Raw genomic sequence first — 19,880 nt, forward strand, 5'->3', positions numbered from 1 at the left:
AAAAAAAAGAAACATCAACACGAAAAGCATCGGTGCAGTGTTTCGTGTCGGAAGGATTTCTGCAGTCTTAACAAATGTGAATAAAAAAATGATTTCCATTACGTATAAGAAACCAGACCAACAGTAAAACTCCAACTCTTTTTAAAAGTTCTCCACAAATCACCAAGCTTAACTATAAATATACCAAAAAAAAAACGTTTTTTTTCTCAAAAATTGTATCTTAGAAACAGCATGTTTTGAAACTTTCAGAAAAGGTTTGTTAGTAAAATGAAAGCTATACGTAAGGAGTGTTGTTTGATGAAATTTTTTCAAGAGTTTTTCATTATTATTTTCTTTTCTGTATTAGGAGAAGGTATCCGAATTTTTGCTCATTTACCTATTCCTGGGAGTATCTTAGGTATTCTTTTTTTATTTTTAGCATTTGAAATGCATCTTGTTGATCCTGAAAAAATCGGAGCAACTGGTGACTTTTTATTGAATAATCTAGCTATTTTATTTGTTCCAGCTGGTGTAGGTTTATTGGAATATTTTGATGACATTGCTTCGATATGGCCTATTTTACTGGGGGCAGTCGTCGTGTGCTCCATCGTCACGATGGTCACAGCGGGAAAAACGGCAGAAGGAGTAGAAGCTTTGCTAGGCTATGTCCGTAAGAAAAAAGCAAGCAGGGTATCTGTAAACGAAATGGAGGAGAATCAAATTGACTGAGTTTTTTGTGAATCCATTATTTGGCTTAAGTTTGACTTTAGGAGTGTACGTATTATCTGACAAATTTTTGCGGAAATATAAACTCCCTGTTTTGAATCCTCTCGTATTATCGATTGTTGTTATTATCTTATTTCTGCATTTTTCTGGCGTCAGCTATAAAGAGTATAATATCGGCGGCAATTTTTTTACTATGCTGATTACTCCTGCGACAGTGGCACTTGCCATCCCGCTTTATAAAAACTTCCGTTTGTTGAAAGAAAATTTTTATCCTGTAATGGCTGCGATTTTAGCAGGAATAGTCGCAAATTGCTTGGTTAGTGTAGGGATCGGTTATTTTTTCTCTCTTCATAAAGAGATGGTCATCTCATTACTACCGAAATCTGTAACGACGGCTATTTCTGTCGATTTGTCTCATACGATGGGCGGGGTGAATGCCGTGACTCTTGCTATTGTTGTCTCTACAGGTATTTTTGGCTCGCTGATCGCTACTCATATTTTCCGCTTATTCAAGATCGAAAGTCCCGTTGCTCGCGGTGTGGCGTTAGGAAGTACTTCTCATGCTATCGGTACAGCAAAAGCAATCGAGATTGGCGAAGTAGAAGGGATCATTTCAGGGCTTGCGATATGCGTAAATGGGATATTGACCGTTTTGTTGCTACCGTTATTCTTTCAGCCTTTTGCTGGCTTGTTTTGATGCGAAAACCACTATTTTATGCTACAATAACCAAAACGTTCTAGCATAAAAAAGGAGGGAAAGACGTGTATTTGTCTTCCGAGTATCTTAAACAATTTGATAAAGATCTATATTATAAGATTCTCCTCCTAGAAAGTTTTGAGGATCAAGCTTGGCATACTGCTGCACAATTAGCGCAAGTTGTTCAGCTGGATGCCCGCAGTGTGTCGAAATACCTAAACGAGCTGTCTAAAAACTATCAGCAGTTTAGCGGTAAGACGCACCCTTTGTTTACAAAAAATCACCGTTCTGGTTATAACTTTTATGATACGCTCGATTCAATCGAACATGAGCGTTTTTTGATCTATCTCGTGCAAAGTACGCTGAAATTCCAGCTGCTGCACGACATTTTTTTTGAAGAATTCCACACGATTTACCAATTTGCGCAAAAGCATTACATTAGTGAATCCACTGCTCATCGAAAAATCAATGAATGGAAACAGCAACTGCAAACTTATGGCATTCGTCTGCAACGAGGTACATATATCGCGCAAGGCGAAGAAGAAATCATTCGACTTTACTTGCATATGACATTCTGGCAGTTGTTTCGAGGGAAAATCTGGCCGTTTGAAACGATTTCTCAAATGGACGTAAAAAATATGGCAGAACATATCATGGCTTTTTTCAACGTTCGTTTGAATGAAATCAAAAAAAGACGATTGGAATACATGCTAGGTGCCTTTTTTTTAAGAAAATCACAGAAGCATTATGTGGTATTGAATGAGAAAAAAAGAGGGCTGATCGCAGACAATCTGTTGTTCCAGCGATTCTGCCAAGTCATGGAGCCGGTATTTCCTAATTATTTTCAAGTAGAAGACGAATTAGGCGCATTGTTTCTTGTTCTGATGACGCGTGAAGAATATTATAGTGATCCTAAGATACGGAAGAAAATTTTTGATTTTCATCAACAAGCAGAAACACCGCCTTTTGCAGCTCTTTCTGAAGCAAAAGCAGCTCTTTCTCTTTATCAAGAAGAGCAGGAGCTACCAGCGGAAGATCTGACCTTTGAGGCAGAAAACTATTTGTTCAGTAGTCATTTTTTCGCCTATCTTTTTCCTAACGCAAAAGAAACGATTGATGGAAACAGTAGTGACTTCATTAATCATTTAGTCATTGAAAACAAGGAATTAAAACAATGGTTAGTACGCTTTTTTGAAAGCAGACACAAACAGCCTAATCATCTGGCGTTTAAAAATCATGCGTTTTTGATGGGACGGTATCTGACTGTGTTTAAAACATTAGGAGCCTTTACTCCACAGCTTCCAAAGATCACGATCCTCTTGATGACAGATTTCCCATTATTTGAAGAGCAACTGTTAGAGGAGGGGTTACGGACGTTTTTCCGTAATGATTATCAGCTGATTTTTCTACCAACGGATTATCGGGGAAGAGAAGTGGATCTTTTGATTTCAACAAGTAAAGTTCATCGAAAACCGTGGGCGGATCTTGATTATTTTATTGTGACCGAAGAATTAAAATTGATAGATTACATTCAGCTATCTCAAAAATTTGAAATGATTCAAAAACAAAAACAATCAAAACAATAACAAAAAAAGGAGAATAAAGATGACATTTGAAGAAATTTTACCAGAATTGAAAAAAGGTGCAAAGATTATTCGTAAAGGATGGAGTGGATTTGAGCTTTATGTTGTTCTCGTATCCGATGATGAATTTGATGGTTGTCCGGTGACGCCTTACTTATTGATCAAAACAAGTGATGAAGGTTTTTCTAGCTTCGCTCCTACAGTTTGCGATATTTTAGCAGATGATTGGGCGATCGTAGAATGAAAAACCGTTATCCAGATTTAGCTAAACAGGTCGTATTTATTACAGGAGCTGCTTCTGGTATTGGTGCCGCACAAGCCCAAGCTTTTCTGGAACAAGATGCCTTTGTATTTGGATTAGATCAAAAATTTGGAAAAATGGAAGAACTTTCTTTTCGATTTCCTGAAACTTTTGCCTACGCACTAGGGGATGTCCGACAGAGGAAAGAACTCCAACAAGCGGTATCGAAATGCCAAAATCATTTTGGTGAAGTTACGATTTTATTGAATACTGCGGGGGTATTAGATGCATACAAATCCTTGATGGAAACTGACGAATTGCTGTGGGATCTGATTTATGAAACGAATGTGAAAAGCATGTATCATCTAACAAGCATCATCCTTCCTGATATGATCCGCCGAAAAAGCGGAACAATCATTAACATGGCTTCGATTGCGGGTTTGGTTGCTGGCGGAGGTGGGATCGCTTATACAAGTGCGAAACATGCAATCGTCGGTTTTACTAAACAACTCGCTCTGGATTACGCGGAGCAGGGGATCCGAGTAAAAGGAATTGCTCCAGGAGCCATCCAAACGCCGATGAATGCGGCTGATTTTGAAGGAAAAGGTGAGATGGCAGAGTGGGTGGCAAATGAAACACCAGTCAAGCGATGGGCACAGCCGGAAGAAGTAGCGGAGCTGACATTATTTCTTGCCTCTCCTCAAGCAAGCTATATACAAGGAACGATTATTCCAATCGACGGTGGCTGGTTGCTAAAATAACCTTGTGTTTTTTTCAAGCTTCTGTATGATAAGAAATAAAGAGAGAACCAAATGGTTGATGATAAAAGAAAGTCGATGATTGTTCCCGGCATTTGATGTCAGACAGCTTTTTCACAACCTTCTGATATAAACGGTGTTCAAAAGCTTGCAACTGCGGTAATAAGTCCAGCCAAATGAAAAATAGGAGGAGCTATTTTTATTTGACTATTCTTATTACTTGTTGCAGGGCAGCTTTTTCACAACCTTCTGCGGCACTTCAGTTGGAATTTTCTTCCCATCCTTTGGTCGCAGTCATTACCAAGATAAAATTATCTTGCAAAGGAGAAATAGAACATGGAAAAAAATAATACCCGTTCAGCCAAACGCTGGACAACGACAGATGTGACTCGGATGGCGCTAGTCACTGGTTTATATGTGGCAGTGACGCTGGTTTTGTCTGTTTTTAGTTTTGGAGTGATTCAGATTCGTCTCTCGGAGATGTTCAACTATCTGTCCTTGTATAACAAAAGATACATCGCCGCGGTAACAGCGGGAGTAGCTTTGGCTAATATTGCTTCTCCTCTTGGACTGATAGATGTTGTAGTAGGAAGCGTCAGCACGCTGATTGTATTGCTTATCAACTATAAAATCACTAGTCGCATCAAAAACATGAAAATCAAAATGGCTGTGACAGCATGCGTATTCGCTTTTTCCATGTTTACAGTAGCTGGTCAGCTAACGATTTTATATCAACTACCTTTTTTCTTGAATTGGTGGGTGATTGCTTTAGGAGAATTGGCATCAATGATTGTCGGTGGGATAATTATTTATTGGATCGGTAAAAAAGTAGATTTGACAAAATAAAGATCTGTTTAAATTAAAATAAGGCAGCGTGGAAGAGACCGGATGTTGAGTCTTCTTCCATGCTGCTTTTTTGCTCAATTCGTTCGAAGAAATCGATTTAGCCGTTTTTTCATCAAGACACCGATATAGGCTGCTCCAATTGCTTTGATTGCTTCCGGCAGTAAAAAAGGCAGTAGACCACTGGCAAATGCAGTTGTAAAAGTAAGGTCGCCACTTATCTTCAGCCAGATCGTCCCACAGACTAATGCGGTAAGAGAGCCCATTAGATTGGCAAAGATTGCGTATAAGTAATGAGCGTCTGTTTTTTCGATCATCCAGCCAGTTAGCCATGTTTGAAAGAGAAATCCAATCAAATATCCGCCAGTTGGACCAAATAAAACAGCTATGCCTCCAGTCATCTCTGAAAATACAGGAAGACCGATCAAACCCAGTAAAAGATAAACTGTAACCGATATCAATCCCAGTTTTCTTCCGAGAAAAGTGGCTGTCAGTCCAATAGCAAATGTTTGCCCTGTCAAAGGAACCAAACCAAAAGGAATGGTCATCTGAGAAAGGACAGAAATAATCGCGGCAAATTCCGCAGCAAGTATCAATTCTTTCAATGTTCGGTTCATAATGCCCTCTTTTCGTTAACTTATTATTTTTATTTGGTTAACGAAATTGTAAAACAAAGTGATTGTTTTGTAAATAGAAAATAAAAAAAAGACCAGCTATCCAATAGATAGCGGCCTTTTTCAAGAAAGCTTTTGAAATTATAAGCTTTGGTTGTAGTATTCAACGACAAGAGCTTCGTCGATTTCTGGATATAGTTCGTCACGTTCTGGTAAACGAGTCAATGAACCTTCCAGTTTTTCAGCGTCAAAGCTTACGAATGCTGGACGTCCAACAGTTGCTTCTACAGCTTCTTTTACTGTTACGATGTTTTGTGATTTTTCACGAACTGAGATCACTTGACCCACTTCTACGTGGTATGAAGGGATATCAACGCGTTTACCATCAACTAAAATGTGACCATGGTTAACTAATTGACGTGCTTGACGACGAGTCGTTGCAAGTCCTAAACGGTAAACAACATTGTCTAAACGTTGTTCTAGTAAGATCATGAAGTTAACACCATGTTTACCTTCTTTGATTTTGCTAGCTTTTACGAACAAGTTACGGAATTGACGTTCGTTCATTCCGTACATGTGACGAAGTTTTTGTTTTTCAGTTAATTGCATGCCGTATTCTGATTGTTTGCCACGGCTGTTAGGTCCGTGTTGACCTGGTGCGTAAGGGCGACGTGCTAATTCTTTTCCTGTGCCTGACAATGAGATGCCTAAGCGACGAGAAATTTTCCATGATGGTCCTGTATAACGAGACATTAAAATTTCCTCCAATGAATATAAGTTTTTGGAGTAAAATAATCCGTTGAAAAATTCATAATCATATAGTTTGTTCTTCAATCTTCACCTTTGCAGCCGCGGTTACACAATCGAACCCGAGACGGGGCAACAAACTAGGGATGAGTTATTATTTTTCTGCTGCATTATTTTACACAAACTACAGTATATGATAGATCATCCATGAATGTCAAGATAATTAGTACGTAAAAACGCTTTACAAACCTAGGCTCTCTTTATAAAATGAGAAGGTATGTGCAAATGGAAAAAAGTGAAGGAAGTTTAAGGAGAAAATCAATGAATCCGGTATCACCATTATTTGAGAAAATCGATGCTTCAATTGAAAAGAAGGCGAACCTTTTTGAAAACAGCTTTTCACGTTACGCTGTTCGAGCGGTTCTTGCCTGTTTGTTTTTGACTTTAGGAACGGCTGTGGCATTTGCGATCGCGATGAAGGGGGAAGATATCGCGCACGGTCTAGGAAAGATTTTATACGCATTTATGTTCAGCTGGGGTCTAGTCATGATTCTATACATGAACACCGAATTAGGAACATCGAATATGCTTTATATGACCGTGGGTGTTTTTCGGCAGAGACTTGCTTTAAGTAAGGCAGCCAAGATTCTATTTGCCTGTATTTTTTTCAATATGATTGGCGGTATGTTATGTGGATTTCTTATTTCTATGACTACGCCATTTCAAGATTTAACGTTGGACAACTTTATGTTAGAATCAATAGCAGTAAAACTAGCAAAACCTGCAACAACGATTTTGGTGGAAGGAATGTTTGCGAATATCGTTGTCAATACCGCTGTACTGATCAGCATGCGGATGAAAGAGGATGCTGGGAAAGTGATCACGGTCGTATTCATTATTTTCATTTTTGCTTTTTTAGGATATGAACACGTGATAGCGAATTTTCCTGCCTTTACGCTTGCTTACTTTGCTTCTCATGGACAGATGGACGGAATGACAGCCAGCAATGTGTTACATAATTTGTTTTTTGCTTTGGCAGGGAATTATATTGGTGGCGGTTTAGTGATGGGACTGGGTTATGCTTGGCTTAATCAATCAAAATCATCCTATGTGGACTAAAAAGTCGTTCATTAAGGGAGGAAATACCATGGAAGTTTTAGTTTTTCCAAAAAATGAAGAAAAAGCGTTACAAATGGAAAAGTACATGAAAAATCTTTTTCCTTTTGCTGGGGTACCTAAGCCGGAACGCGCTCTTTTGCAACAGCTGTTATTGGATGAAAGCAAACATTTATCTGTTTCTGAAGTTTTAGCTTTTGTTCATTATTATTATGAACAAATCGAAAGAGAATATCAGTATGTGGCGATCGATTTAGTCCAAAAAAACATCAAACGGCTTACCTTTGAAGAGATAGTTGCATTGTTACCACTAGTCCAGAAAAAAGAATGGTGGGACAGCATCGATTCTTGGAGAAAAGTATACAGTACATGGTGTAAAGCCCATCCAGAGCAACGTAAAGAAGTCTTTCAGTTGTTCGAAAAAAAGGAAGATTTCTGGTTGCGTCGAATAGCAATCACGTTGCAATTAGGTTATAAACAGCAAACAGACACAGCACTATTGATCCGAGCAATAGACGAAGACCGTCAAACAAAGGAATTCTTTATCCAAAAAGCAATCGGTTGGGCATTGCGTGATTATAGTAAGACCGATGCCGCTTGGGTAAAAAGTCAGCTGACAACAGATTTGAGCAAGTTAGCTGTTCGCGAGGCAAGCAAGTATTTATAAGAAAGCGAGACGACAAGAGATGAGACGCAAATTATTTGCTTTTGATATTGATGGAACGTTGTTAGATTCAAATAAACAAGCTTTAGATAGCACGAGAGAAGCATTGGAAAAATTACGCAAAGCCGGTCATCTGGTCACGATTGCTACAGGGCGGAGCCGGTTCCATGCGCAAGAAGTCATTCGAGATCTGGATTTTACGAACTACATTTTATGTAATGGAGCGGCCGGTTTTTTAGACCATGAACAAGTATATAAGAACTTACTAGATCGCGAACAGTTGGATGCATTCGTCGAGGAAGCGCATCATGAACAGATCGACACAGCTTTTGTCAGCTTAGACAATATCAAACGTTCTTCTTCCAATGATGTAACGGTGATGGAAGAGGCGATGCATTCTTTCGGTGCTGTCTTGCCTGAACTAGATCAGTTTTTTGCAGAGGAACAAGAAATCTATCAAGCGTTAGCATTTTTCGATCAAACATATGATGGAAAATTCTCCTCATATGATAAGATTCGATTTGTCCGCTGGCATGAGAACAGTGTAGATGTCGTTCCCCAAAACGGTTCTAAAGCGGCGACGATCCTACACTTAGCAGAACAAGTAGGTATCCCGCATGAAGATATTATCAGCTTTGGTGACGGACAAAATGACCGTGAAATGTTGCGTATGTCAGGAATCGGAATAGCTATGGGGAATGCTGTGCCAGAAGTACAAGCAGAAGCCAAGATGGTCACTGATACAAATGATCAAGATGGCATCTGGAAGGCATTGAAAGAGTTAAGTGTGATTTAAAAAAGGTTGTGAAAAAGCTGTTCTGCATCAAGTAATAAGAAGAGATTTATGAAAATTGCTTCTCAAATTTTTGAAAAATTTCGGCTTATTTCTGAAGAAGCAGCAGATGGAACAACGTTTATTCGGGAAATGGGACTGTGACAAGATTTTTGCCACAGTCCCATTTCTTTATTTTATTTTTCAAATCTAAGAAATATCAGGAAAGAGTTCCTTTTGTTTGACCTTTTCTTTCTTATTGAAAACAACTATAATATAGAGTGATGTTAAAAGAGAAGAGGAATTTAGTGTGCGGGTATTGTTTATTGGTGATGTAGTAGGTTCAATGGGACGAGAGATGATTACCGAATATCTCCCTAGGTTGAAGAAGAAGTATCGTCCGCAAGTAACGATCGTAAATGGTGAGAATGCCGCTTCTGGACGTGGAATCACAGAAAAAATCTATAAAAAATTTTTGCAAGACGGTGTAGATGTCGTGACGATGGGAAATCATACGTGGGACAACCGCGGGATTTTTGAGTTTGTAAATGAAGCCAAAAAGATGGTTCGGCCGGCAAATTTTCCGGAAGGGACGCCTGGACAAGGGATGGTCTTTGTCAAAGTGAATCAAATCGAATTGGCAGTAATCAACATGCAAGCTCGTTCTTTCATGGTGGACTTGGATGATCCTTTTCGTAAAATGAAGGAACTAGTAGAAGAAGCTAGAAAACGTACGCCAATCATTTTTGTAGATTTTCATGGAGAAACAACAAGTGAAAAACAAGCGATGGGCTGGTTTTTAGATGGGAAAGTTTCAGCAGTGGTCGGTACACATACACATGTCCAGACAAATGATGCGCGAATTTTGCCAAAAGGCACAGCGTATCTGACAGATGTTGGGATGACAGGACCCTATGATGGTATTTTGGGTATGCGCAGAGAACCTGTGATCGAAAAGTTTCTGACCGCATTACCAAAACGTTTTGAAGTTGTCGAACAAGGCCGATCGATTTTAAGCGGCTGTATCTTAGAATTGGATGATACGACAGGTCATGCAAAAGAAATCCAGCTGATTCAAATCAATGAGGATCGACCGTTCATGGAGTAGAAAGAGAGGCAGTTTTTTGCAGCAGGAGCCGGAAATTCAAAAAGAAGTAAGGAAACTGACAAAACTTTTAAGAGAAAATGAAACGATCATTCGCTACAAAGAACTTGAAGAAAAGATCCATCAAAACCAGTATTTAACTGAGTTGAGAGAGAAAATCAAACAAGCGCAAAAAGAAGCTGTTCATTTTGCCCACTATGACAAACCAGCAGCAGAACAAGAAGCAATCAAGCGAGCGGATCAATTCATGAAAGAATTTGATCAGCATCCGCTTGTTATAGCTTATAGAAAACAGCTTTTGGAAGCAGATGATCTGCTTCATCATTTAACAACGATGATACAAGAAGAAATCAATGGACAAATAGAGGAGGAAAAACATGCCTCAAAAAACTAAAAACACTCCTATGATGGAACAATATCTAAGCATCAAGGCACAATACCAAGATGCTTTTTTGTTCTATCGTTTAGGAGACTTTTATGAATTATTTTATGAAGATGCGATCAAGGCATCACAGCTTTTGGAATTAACGTTGACGAGCAGAAATCGAAATGCAGAAGAACCTATTCCTATGTGCGGTGTCCCTCACCATGCAGCACAAGGATATATCGATGCCTTGATTGAAAAAGGCTATAAAGTAGCGATTTGCGAGCAGGTAGAAGATCCAAAGACGACTAAAGGGATGGTCAAGCGCGAAGTGATCCAGCTAGTCACTCCTGGTACAGTCATGGACAGCAAAGGATTGTCGGCAAAAGACAACAATTTTTTAACAGCTGTAGTTAGTCAAGGAAATGAATTTGGCTTTGCTTATGCCGATCTAAGTACGGGAGAATTGAAGACGGCTCGGTTGCATGATGAAGAAGCTGTTTTAAATGAAGCCTCTGCATTGCAGACAAAAGAACTCGTATTAGGCAGTGAGATCACTGATACCCTTTGTGAACAGCTAAGCGGGCGTTTAGGGCTAGTCTTTTCTCAACAAAATGAAATGGAAGAAAACGCGGAATTTAGCTTTTTGACAAGCGAACTAGTCGATCCGCTGGAAAAAGAAGCAACCGGCAAACTATTGACTTATTTAGCGGTAACACAAAAGCGGAGTTTAGCGCATATCCAAAAAGCAGTAGAATACCAGCCAGATCATTTTTTGAAAATGGATTATTATTCAAAATTCAACCTAGAATTAAGCCAATCTATTCGGACTGGGAAAAAGCACGGCACGCTTCTATGGTTATTAGATGAAACAAAAACAGCAATGGGCGGCCGTTTATTAAAACAATGGCTAGACCGTCCGCTTATCCAGGCAAAACAAATTAAAGCAAGACAAGAAATGGTCGCTTCTTTGCTAGACAGTTATTTTGAACGTATCGATTTGCAGTCAGCATTAACGAAAGTCTATGATCTGGAACGCCTAGCAGGTCGAGTAGCTTTCGGTAATGTCAATGGGCGAGACTTGATCCAGTTGAAAACTTCTTTAGAACAAGTGCCAATGATCAGAGGGTTGATTGAAGGAATCGATCAAGGTCAATGGCAAAGTCTGCTTTCAGAAATGCAACCGATGGACCATCTCGTCCAATTGATTGACCAAGCTATCCAAGATGATCCGCCGTTACAAATAACGGAAGGAAACATCATCAAAGATGGATTCAATGAGCAGCTCGATACGTACCGTTCTGCTATGAGAAACGGAAAGAAGTGGCTAGCAGAACTTGAAGCAAAAGAGCGTCAAGAAACAGGAATCAAGAACTTAAAAATCGGATTTAACCGCGTTTTCGGTTATTATATAGAAATCACAAAAGCAAATCTTGGAAATGCAGAGCTGGAGAAGTATGAACGAAAACAAACCTTAGCAAATGCAGAGCGTTTCATCACACCAGAACTAAAAGAATTGGAGACACAAATCCTCGAAGCAGAAGAAAAATCTGTTGATTTAGAATATCAGTTGTTTTTAGCTGTGAGAGAAGAAGTCAAAAAGGCTATCCAGCCGCTACAAGTACTTGCAAAAGCAATCAGCGCAGCAGATGTGCTACAAAGTTTTGCAACGATCAGCGAACGCTATCAGTATGTTCGGCCAGAACTTGTCAATGACAAGCATCAGCTTCTGATCAAAGACGGGCGACATCCTGTAGTAGAAAAAGTATTAGGACATCAGGAATATATCCCTAACAGCGTAGAAATGGCAGAAGACGAAATGATCTTGCTGATCACAGGACCGAATATGTCTGGTAAAAGTACGTATATGCGCCAGTTGGCATTAACTGTTCTGATGGCGCAAATGGGCTGTTTCGTTCCGGCAAAACAAGCAGTTTTACCTATTTTTGATCGGATTTTTACCCGAATTGGTGCAAGTGACGACTTAATTGCTGGACAAAGTACTTTTATGGTAGAGATGATGGAAGCCAATCAAGCCCTGCGTTATGCTACGCCAAACAGTTTGATTTTGTTTGACGAACTCGGGCGAGGAACAGCAACCTATGACGGAATGGCGTTGGCCCAAGCAATCATCGAATATATCCATCGTCATGTACAAGCAAAAACACTCTTTTCTACCCATTATCATGAACTGACGGTACTTGAAAAAGAACTTCCGCAGCTTAAAAATGTCCATGTTGGAGCTGTTGAAAAAGACGGAGAAGTTGTCTTCTTGCATAAAATGATGGATGGACCTGCGGATAAAAGCTATGGTATACATGTGGCAAAAATCGCAGGATTGCCTGCCAATCTACTAGAGCGAGCAGCAGATATCCTGCATACGCTAGAAAATGGCGATAACGGACACCATACTGTTCCAGCTGAAATAGAAGAGAAGACTAAAACAGCCAAACAGGAGCAAATAAAACCACCTGCAGAAAAAGTAAACCAAGACCCTATACAAGACAGTGTCAAAGAAGAAAACCAGCAACTTTCTTTATTCGGTGAATTATCCGAAAATGAAACAGAAGTCATTGAATCACTGAAGCAAATAAATTTACTAGAAATGACGCCAATGGATGCACTAAACACATTATATGAATTACAAAAACAACTGTAGGAAGAAGGCGGATATCGATGGCCAAAATCCAAGAATTATCTGAACGTTTAGCTAATCAGATCGCTGCGGGAGAAGTAGTGGAACGACCAGCTTCCGTCGTGAAAGAATTAGTGGAAAATGCAATTGACGCCGGTAGTACTCAGATTGATATCTTAGTTGAAGAAGCGGGACTGCGGACGATCCAAGTGATTGATAACGGAGAAGGTATTTTGGCAGACGACGTAGAGAATGCCTTCAAGCGGCATGCGACAAGTAAGATCCATAATCGCGACGATCTTTTTCGCATACGAACGCTGGGTTTTCGAGGGGAAGCTTTGCCAAGTATTGCCTCTGTTTCTGAAATGACTCTGGAAACGGCGAATCAGGAAGAAAACCAAGGTACTTATCTTTCGCTCAAAGGCGGTGAGGTCTTGGAGCATCGGCCAGCACCTCTGCGTCAAGGAACGAAGATTACCGTCAGCAACCTGTTCTTCAATACGCCAGCCCGCTTGAAATACGTGAAAACACTGCACACAGAATTAGCGAACATCGGGGACATCGTCAATCGTCTGGCATTAAGTCACCCATCAATCGCTTTTCGTTTAGTACATGATGGAAACAAAATGTTGGCAACTGCTGGAAATGGCGATCTGAAACAAACGATTGCGGGAATCTACGGATTATCTACCGCTAAAAAAATGCTGAAAATCGAAGGAAAAGATCTGGATTTTGAGTTATTTGGTTATGTTTCATTGCCAGAGGTGACTCGTGCCAGTCGGAATTACTTATCGACGATCATCAATGGACGTTTTATCAAGAATTTTTCCTTAAATAAAGCAATCGTTGCAGGTTATGGATCAAAATTAATGGTCGGCCGTTTTCCTATTGCTATATTGGAAATCAAGATGGACCCGCTTTTAGTCGATGTAAATGTCCATCCGACGAAGCAGGAAGTCCGGTTGTCGAAGGAAAAAGAACTAACAGAGCTAATTAGTAACGCCATTCAAAAAGCATTGTCCCAAGAAAACCTGATTCCAAGTGCCGCGGATAATCTACGGTTCAAGAAAAAAGTACCAGATCAGCCTAAAACGGAACAAATCGAAATCGATTTGTCCTACGCTTTTGAAGAAGAAAAACCTAAAAAGCCAAGTAGTTTAAATTTTGACCGAGAGACAGGAACCTTTTTTGTAGAAGAACCAAAGAGCACAGTTGTTGACAGATCTGTTGATAAGTCTGTGGAAAATGTTGAAAACTTTTCTGGTTTTTCTGAAGAAAACACCAGTTATCCAGAAAAAACAGCGAAAACGGTGGATAAGTTTGGTAAAAATGTTGATAACTTTGTAGAAAAAACAGTGGAAAAATCTGAAAAGAAAGAAATTCCTACTGTGGATAACACGGAAGAAACAAATAAAGAACAGATAGATATATCCTTGGAAGAGGATGAACAGATTTACGAGGAAGAATTGACACTGCATCCTGAATTTGATTTCACTCAAGGAAACGACAAAACATTAGAACAAGCGATCAAGAAACTAGAAACGGAAAAACCAGTTCAACGTTTTCCTCAATTGGAATATTTTGGACAGATGCACGGAACGTATCTTTTTGCCCAAAGTAGCGACGGATTGTACATCATCGATCAGCATGCTGCTCAAGAGCGTATCAAATATGAATATTTTCGGGAAAAAATTGGGGAAGTATCTGATGATATGCAAGAATTGCTTGTTCCATTTGTGTTGGACTATCCAAACAGTGATGCTTTGAAATTAAAAGAGCAAAAGCATTTGCTAGAAGATGCAGGGATTTATTTAGAAGAATTTGGTCAAAACAGCTTTATTGTACGGGCCCATCCTACTTGGTATCCCAATGGTGAAGAAGAATCGATTATTCGCGAGATGATCGACATGCTACTGACGACAGGAAGTGTGAGCGTAAAAAAATTCCGTGAAGCAACAGCAATCATGATGAGCTGTAAACGATCGATCAAAGCCAACCATTATTTGAATGAAGCACAAGCACGTGTGCTGCTGAAAGATTTAGCACAATGCGAAAATCCGTTCAATTGTCCCCATGGCCGCCCAGTATTGATTCACTTTACCAACTCGGATATGGAAAGAATGTTCAAACGGATCCAAGACCCGCATTAAGTCAGAGAAAAGAGGGAAACATGAAGATTATACTAGCATCTCAATCACCAAGAAGAAAAGAGTTATTGGCTCACATCGTTTCAGAATTCGAGATCGAACCTGCTGATATTGATGAAACGCCATTTCCAGACGAACTGCCAGTCGATTATGTACGCAGAATGGCTGAAGAAAAAGCACGAACTGTTTGGGAACAAAAAGAAAAGAAAGACAGCTTAGTGATTGCTAGCGACACGACTGTTGTTCTCAACCAGGAGATCATGGGTAAACCAGAAGATATGGCTGAGGCTGAAGTCATGTTGAAAAAATTAAGCGGGGAAACACATACTGTATACACAGCAGTTGTTTTAAAAACAAAGGAGCGAGAAGAACGAATACTAGCAGAAGCACATGTCACTTTTTACCCACTGACAGATGAAGAAATCAATCGTTACTTGGAGACGGGAGACTATGCGGATAAAGCAGGGGCATACGGCATCCAAAATGCTGCAAGTGTATTCGTCAAAGAAATTTCTGGAGATTACTACAGTATCGTAGGGTTTCCGATTGGTGCTGTCAATCAGGCACTGAAAACATTCAATTAAACAAAAAAGCGGACTATCTGATTTTCGATTGAAAATCCATGATAGCCCGTCTTTTTTATTGAAAAGATTACTTATCTACTCTGATTAAGATTTTACTTCAGCGTTACCGACTGCTTCGCCTGGGCGAACAAGTCCTGATTGGTCAAGGGATAGACCAGCAACTTTTTCGTTATTAGTTAAAGCAACAATAATGTCAGTTTTCTTACCAGCTTGTTCTATTTCTGGCAAATCCATTTCAGCAATCAGAGTTTCTGGTGTGACAAGATCTCCTTCTTTCACGAATACAGTGAAAGGAACGCCTTTTAGTTCAACGGTATCTAATCCCATGTGAACAAGTACTTCCAGCCCCTCATCAGAAAGAATACCAATGGCATGTTTTGTTTCAAAGACGCTCGTCACTTTACCATTTACTGGTGCATAGACTTTGCCGTTTGACGGTTCGACAGCATAACCGTCACCCATCATTTTTTGTGAGAAAACTGGGTCATTTACTTCAGTAATTTCCTTGATGTTCCCAGCAGCCACTGCGAATAATGTTTCTTTTGTTGCAACTGCCGTACCAGTTGCTGAAACAGGTTCGAAAGACTGTGGTGTTGCTGTTGCGCCATTCGCTGTTTGAAGCTGTACATCAGCAGCATTTTCAGGAACAGCAGGATCAATCTTATTCAAGATTCCCTGACGTCTAAAGACGATCGTCAAGCCAAATGGAATGATGATAGCGATGATCATTGCGATGATGAAAGGTACCCATGTTTCTGCTTGGATGGCTAGTATTCCTGGTAAACCACCTACTCCGATCGCGTTTGCTCGAACATCCATCAAGTTGGCAAACATGCCAGCTAATCCAGAACCGACCATTGCTGCGACGAAAGGATAGACGTATTTCAAATTGATTCCGAACATAGCAGGTTCAGTTACACCTAAGTAACAAGAAATCATTGCTGGAATCGAGATTTGTTCTTCTTTTTTGTTCCCACGATGCAAGAAGACGATGGCTAAGACTGCAGAGCCTTGGGCAATATTTGATAAAGCAATCATCGGCCATAAATTCGTTGATCCGAAATCTGCAATCAGCTGCATATCAATCGCATTGGTCATATGGTGGAGACCAGTAATTACTAAAGGTGCATACAGGAACCCGAATACAGCACTAAACAACCAGCTGATAGAAGACGTCAACCCGGTATTTACGATAGTTGAAATCCAGCTTCCGACTGTCCAGCCGATAGGACCTAAAATAACGTGAGCAGCTAAAACAGTTGGTAACAATGAAAACAATGGAACAAAGATCATTGAGATCGACTGAGGGATATATTTGCGGAAGAAAATCTCTAGATACGCTAACATAAACCCTGCCAGCATAGCTGGAATAACTTGTGCTTGATAACCAATCATTTGGACTTGAGCAAAACCAAAATCCCAAAATGGAATATCTGCTGCGGCTGTGGAAGCTACACTATAAGCATTTAATAATTGCGGAGAAACTAATGTAATTCCTAAAACAATTCCTAATATTTGTGTAGTACCCATCTTTTTCGCAATACTCCAAGTGATACCTACTGGAAGAAAATGGAAAATTGCTTCACCTGGCAGCCATAAAAAGGCATTGACGCCATTCCAAAATTGCGAGTGTTCAACGATCGTTCCACCAAGACTTTCAAACTGGATACCTTCAAGTACATTTCTGAACCCAAGGATCAATCCGCCGACGATAATTGCAGGAATCAGTGGTGTAAAGATTTCTGCCAAGACGGCAATGGCGCGTTGTACGGGATGAAGGTTTTGTTTTGCTGCTGCTTTTCCTTGTTCTTTGGAAACCCCTTCAACGCCGGATACTGCAACGAAGTCGTTATAAAAAGTAGAAACATCATTTCCTATGATGACTTGGAACTGCCCAGCATTCGTGAACATCCCTTTCACGCTAGGAATATCTTCGATTGCTTTTTGATCTGCTTTTCCAGGATCATTTAGGACGAAACGCATACGAGTTGCACAATGACTAACTGCAGCAATATTTTCTTTTCCGCCGATATCATGTAGCAGTTTCTCGGCATCTGCTTGATACTTTGCCATATCAATAAACCCCTTTCTTTTAACTTGTCTATGCAAGTTATTTCTTCGTTTACTATACTTTTTTTTAGGAAGAATTGCAAGCGTTTTATACAAAAACATCCAGAAAAATGATATCGTTTTAAAAAGCATAAAATAAGCTTTTCTTAAAAAGAGGAACATTGAAATACAAAAAGAGCTGTAGTATAGTGAAGAAATGATGGAAGAACGAGTGAGGGAAAAAACATGAACAAGTTCAATGAAATTTTTTTAGATTTGGAACAGAAAATTTTAGCGAAAGAATATCCTCCGCATTCGCTTTTGCCTAGTGAGAACCAATTGATCAAAATCTACGGTGTTTCACGAGAAACAATTAGAAAAGCACTGAATCTTTTGACGACGGAAGGATATATTCAAAAAAAACAAGGAAAAGGGTCGATCGTACTAGATCGAAACCGCTTTGATTTTCCTATTTCTGGACTGACAAGCTATAAAGAGCTACAGGAAACCCAACGTATTCCAAGTGAAACGATCGTTCATACGTTAGAAGAAACAGAAGTAACAAAAGCACTGAATGAGATTACTGGCTGGGAGATTGGTGCACCTGTCTGGCATTTGATACGCGAAAGAAAAATCGATGGTGAAGTGGTTATATTAGATACTGATTATCTATTAAAGGAGATCGTTCCTCATTTAACCCCAGTACAAGCACAAGGATCGATCTATGAATATTTTGAAAATGAGCTTTCTTTAACGATTGCTTACGCACAAAAGGAAATCACAGTAGAAGAAGTAACAGATATCATGAAAACAACGATGGATCTTCACGATGATACTTACGCAGTAGTCGTCAGAAGTCTTGTTCATTTGGAAGATACCCGCTGTTTTGAGTATTCTGAGTCGGTACACCGATTAGATAAATTCCGTTTCGTTGAGTTTGCCCGGCGCCGAAAAGTGTAAATGATTCGAAAGAAAGCAAATTGTTGGCATCTGTCTGCTTTGGCGCTATGATAGGATCACAAAGGGGGCATTTTTAATGGATAAACCAACAAGACCAGAAAAAGAAGAACTGAAAGAAAAATTATCACCGATGGCTTATGCAGTCACACAAGAAAATGCAACAGAACGTCCATTTACCGGAAAATACGATGATTTTTACGAAAAAGGGATCTACGTCGATATCGTCAGCGGCGAACCGTTATTTAGCTCTGCGGAAAAATATGACGCAGGTTGTGGCTGGCCATCATTCAGCAAACCAATAGCGAAAAGACAAGTACGCGAAAAAGCCGATTTTTCTCATGGCATGCATCGAATAGAAGTTCGAAGCAAAGAAGCAAACTCTCATCTCGGGCATGTATTTACCGATGGCCCAGTAGATAAAGGCGGTCTGCGTTACTGCATCAATTCTGCCTCACTAGAATTCATTCCCTATGAAAAGATGGATGAACTCGGTTATGGCGAATACAAATCACTGGTAGAATAATGAAAATACAAAAAGAGCGGTACAATACGGGGATTCACTCGATCGTCCGCTCTTTTTTATTCAAGCGATTGCTATTTGAAAGAAACGCTCCCCAGACTCCTTTTTTCACAAGGTGAAATGTGCTACAATAAAGGGAACGTATGTGTGCAAAAGAAAGAGGACTAGAATATGTATGAATATCTGACAGGTGTGGTTACCTTTATCAACCCCTATTACATAGTAGTAGAAACCAATGGTATCGGCTACCAGATCGCACTAGGAAATCCTTACCGCTACAGCAGCAAACTAAATCAAAAAATAAAAATTTATGTCCATCAGGTGATCCGCGAAGATGCGCATCTTTTGTATGGATTTGATTCTTTAGAAGAAAAACAACTGTTTTTGCGATTAGTCAGTGTTTCAGGAATCGGTCCAAAAAGTGCTCTTGCGATCATGGCAAGCGAAGACCACTCCGGTTTGATCCAAGCAGTGGAATCCAGTGATGTCACTTATTTGACAAAATTTCCAGGGGTAGGGAAGAAGACGGCGCAACAAATGATCTTGGATCTAAAAGGAAAATTTGGTGAGCTGAGTATCGATACGCCCTTCAGTCTATTCGATGAAGCAAATACAAAAGACGCTACCGCTCTATCTGAAGCAATGGAGGCTCTCTCAGCTCTTGGTTACAGTGATAGAGAAATCAAACGTGTAGAAAAACAATTAAAAGAAGTCGATAATCAGACAACAGATGAGTATTTACGCCAAGCACTCAAGCTGATGATGAAAAAATAAGG

At 39.8% G+C, this 19,880-nt stretch carries 19 protein-coding genes and 1 pseudogene; 17 read left to right on the forward strand and 3 right to left on the reverse strand.

Annotated features, from left to right (window positions below; translation table 11 throughout):
• Nucleotides 1-297: 297 nt before the first annotated feature.
• The 6 genes and pseudogenes from QK255_RS00655 to QK255_RS00680 all read left to right on the forward strand — a co-directional run bounded on the left by QK255_RS00655 (nt 298) and on the right by QK255_RS00680 (nt 4,830).
• Entirely contained in the window at nt 298-708 is a 411-nt protein-coding gene (locus tag QK255_RS00655) for a CidA/LrgA family protein (RefSeq protein WP_002341096.1), read from the forward strand.
• The gene (locus QK255_RS00660) at nt 701-1,402 is read left to right on the forward strand and encodes an LrgB family protein (RefSeq protein WP_283341566.1); all 702 of its coding nucleotides are present in this window, start codon (nt 701-703) and stop codon (nt 1,400-1,402) included. The genes QK255_RS00655 and QK255_RS00660 overlap by 8 nt, the downstream gene beginning before the upstream one ends.
• Nucleotides 1,402-2,988 (forward strand): annotated as a pseudogene (locus tag QK255_RS00665) (helix-turn-helix domain-containing protein). The gene QK255_RS00660 and the pseudogene QK255_RS00665 overlap by 1 nt, the downstream one beginning before the upstream one ends.
• Before the next feature lie 19 nt (nt 2,989-3,007).
• Nucleotides 3,008-3,229, forward strand: a complete 222-nt coding sequence (locus QK255_RS00670) for a DUF2829 domain-containing protein (RefSeq protein WP_002290506.1) — start codon at nt 3,008-3,010, stop codon at nt 3,227-3,229.
• Complete coding sequence (locus QK255_RS00675; RefSeq protein ID WP_283341567.1) at nt 3,226-3,987, forward strand: 3-oxoacyl-ACP reductase; 762 nt, start codon at nt 3,226-3,228, stop codon at nt 3,985-3,987. The genes QK255_RS00670 and QK255_RS00675 overlap by 4 nt, the downstream gene beginning before the upstream one ends.
• A gap of 333 nt (nt 3,988-4,320) precedes the next feature.
• Nucleotides 4,321-4,830 carry a QueT transporter family protein gene (locus QK255_RS00680; protein WP_002290510.1) on the forward strand — a complete coding sequence of 170 codons (510 nt, stop codon included), beginning with the start codon at nt 4,321-4,323 and terminating at the stop codon, nt 4,828-4,830.
• A 74-nt stretch (nt 4,831-4,904) separates the two neighbouring features.
• Here QK255_RS00680 and QK255_RS00685 read toward each other — a convergent pair whose 3' ends face one another.
• Together QK255_RS00685 and rpsD are read right to left on the reverse strand one after the other, a co-directional pair.
• A complete protein-coding gene (locus QK255_RS00685) occupies nt 4,905-5,444 on the reverse strand; it encodes a biotin transporter BioY (RefSeq protein ID WP_002341094.1) in 540 nt (179 codons plus the stop codon).
• A 138-nt stretch (nt 5,445-5,582) separates the two neighbouring features.
• Nucleotides 5,583-6,194, reverse strand: coding sequence for a 30S ribosomal protein S4 (gene rpsD / locus QK255_RS00690; protein WP_002294265.1), 612 nt, complete (start codon nt 6,192-6,194; stop codon nt 5,583-5,585).
• Between the two features lie 261 nt (nt 6,195-6,455).
• Between rpsD and QK255_RS00695 the strand changes: the two genes are divergently transcribed.
• The 8 genes from QK255_RS00695 (at nt 6,456) to QK255_RS00730 (ending at nt 15,575) form a co-directional block, all read left to right on the forward strand.
• A complete protein-coding gene (locus tag QK255_RS00695) occupies nt 6,456-7,307 on the forward strand; it encodes a formate/nitrite transporter family protein (RefSeq protein WP_283341568.1) in 852 nt (283 codons plus the stop codon).
• A 28-nt stretch (nt 7,308-7,335) separates the two neighbouring features.
• Nucleotides 7,336-7,971 (forward strand): DNA alkylation repair protein, encoded by a 636-nt coding sequence (locus QK255_RS00700; protein ID WP_283341569.1) that lies wholly within the window; start codon nt 7,336-7,338, stop codon nt 7,969-7,971.
• A 19-nt stretch (nt 7,972-7,990) separates the two neighbouring features.
• Complete coding sequence (locus tag QK255_RS00705; protein ID WP_002315544.1) at nt 7,991-8,764, forward strand: Cof-type HAD-IIB family hydrolase; 774 nt, start codon at nt 7,991-7,993, stop codon at nt 8,762-8,764.
• A gap of 286 nt (nt 8,765-9,050) precedes the next feature.
• Nucleotides 9,051-9,848: a TIGR00282 family metallophosphoesterase gene (locus QK255_RS00710; RefSeq protein WP_002290518.1), complete on the forward strand. Its 798-nt coding sequence runs from the start codon at nt 9,051-9,053 to the stop codon at nt 9,846-9,848.
• On the forward strand, nt 9,823-10,239 hold the full coding sequence (locus tag QK255_RS00715; protein WP_016628824.1) for a YlbF family regulator: 417 nt from the start codon (nt 9,823-9,825) through the stop codon (nt 10,237-10,239). The genes QK255_RS00710 and QK255_RS00715 overlap by 26 nt, the downstream gene beginning before the upstream one ends.
• Nucleotides 10,223-12,868 carry a DNA mismatch repair protein MutS gene (mutS, locus tag QK255_RS00720; RefSeq protein WP_283341570.1) on the forward strand — a complete coding sequence of 882 codons (2,646 nt, stop codon included), beginning with the start codon at nt 10,223-10,225 and terminating at the stop codon, nt 12,866-12,868. The genes QK255_RS00715 and mutS overlap by 17 nt, the downstream gene beginning before the upstream one ends.
• A 17-nt stretch (nt 12,869-12,885) precedes the next feature.
• The gene (gene mutL, locus QK255_RS00725; RefSeq protein WP_283341571.1) at nt 12,886-14,994 is read left to right on the forward strand and encodes a DNA mismatch repair endonuclease MutL; all 2,109 of its coding nucleotides are present in this window, start codon (nt 12,886-12,888) and stop codon (nt 14,992-14,994) included.
• A gap of 20 nt (nt 14,995-15,014) precedes the next feature.
• Nucleotides 15,015-15,575, forward strand: coding sequence for a Maf family protein (locus QK255_RS00730; RefSeq protein WP_002290524.1), 561 nt, complete (start codon nt 15,015-15,017; stop codon nt 15,573-15,575).
• A gap of 84 nt (nt 15,576-15,659) precedes the next feature.
• Here QK255_RS00730 and treP read toward each other — a convergent pair whose 3' ends face one another.
• Nucleotides 15,660-17,648, reverse strand: a complete 1,989-nt coding sequence (gene treP / locus QK255_RS00735) for a PTS system trehalose-specific EIIBC component (RefSeq protein WP_002290525.1) — start codon at nt 17,646-17,648, stop codon at nt 15,660-15,662.
• 222 nt (nt 17,649-17,870) lie between these two features.
• Between treP and treR the strand changes: the two genes are divergently transcribed.
• The 3 genes from treR (at nt 17,871) to ruvA (ending at nt 19,878) form a co-directional block, all read left to right on the forward strand.
• Nucleotides 17,871-18,584: a trehalose operon repressor gene (gene treR / locus QK255_RS00740; protein ID WP_002290526.1), complete on the forward strand. Its 714-nt coding sequence runs from the start codon at nt 17,871-17,873 to the stop codon at nt 18,582-18,584.
• Nucleotides 18,585-18,660: 76 nt separating this feature from the next.
• Nucleotides 18,661-19,107, forward strand: coding sequence for a peptide-methionine (R)-S-oxide reductase MsrB (gene msrB, locus QK255_RS00745; protein WP_002290527.1), 447 nt, complete (start codon nt 18,661-18,663; stop codon nt 19,105-19,107).
• A gap of 168 nt (nt 19,108-19,275) precedes the next feature.
• Nucleotides 19,276-19,878: a Holliday junction branch migration protein RuvA gene (gene ruvA / locus QK255_RS00750; RefSeq protein ID WP_002290528.1), complete on the forward strand. Its 603-nt coding sequence runs from the start codon at nt 19,276-19,278 to the stop codon at nt 19,876-19,878.
• The last annotated feature ends 2 nt before the right edge of the window (nt 19,879-19,880 follow it).

The sequence above is a fragment of the Enterococcus sp. ZQ21 genome (assembly GCF_030053755.1).
Classification (GTDB): domain Bacteria; phylum Bacillota; class Bacilli; order Lactobacillales; family Enterococcaceae; genus Enterococcus_B; species Enterococcus_B lactis.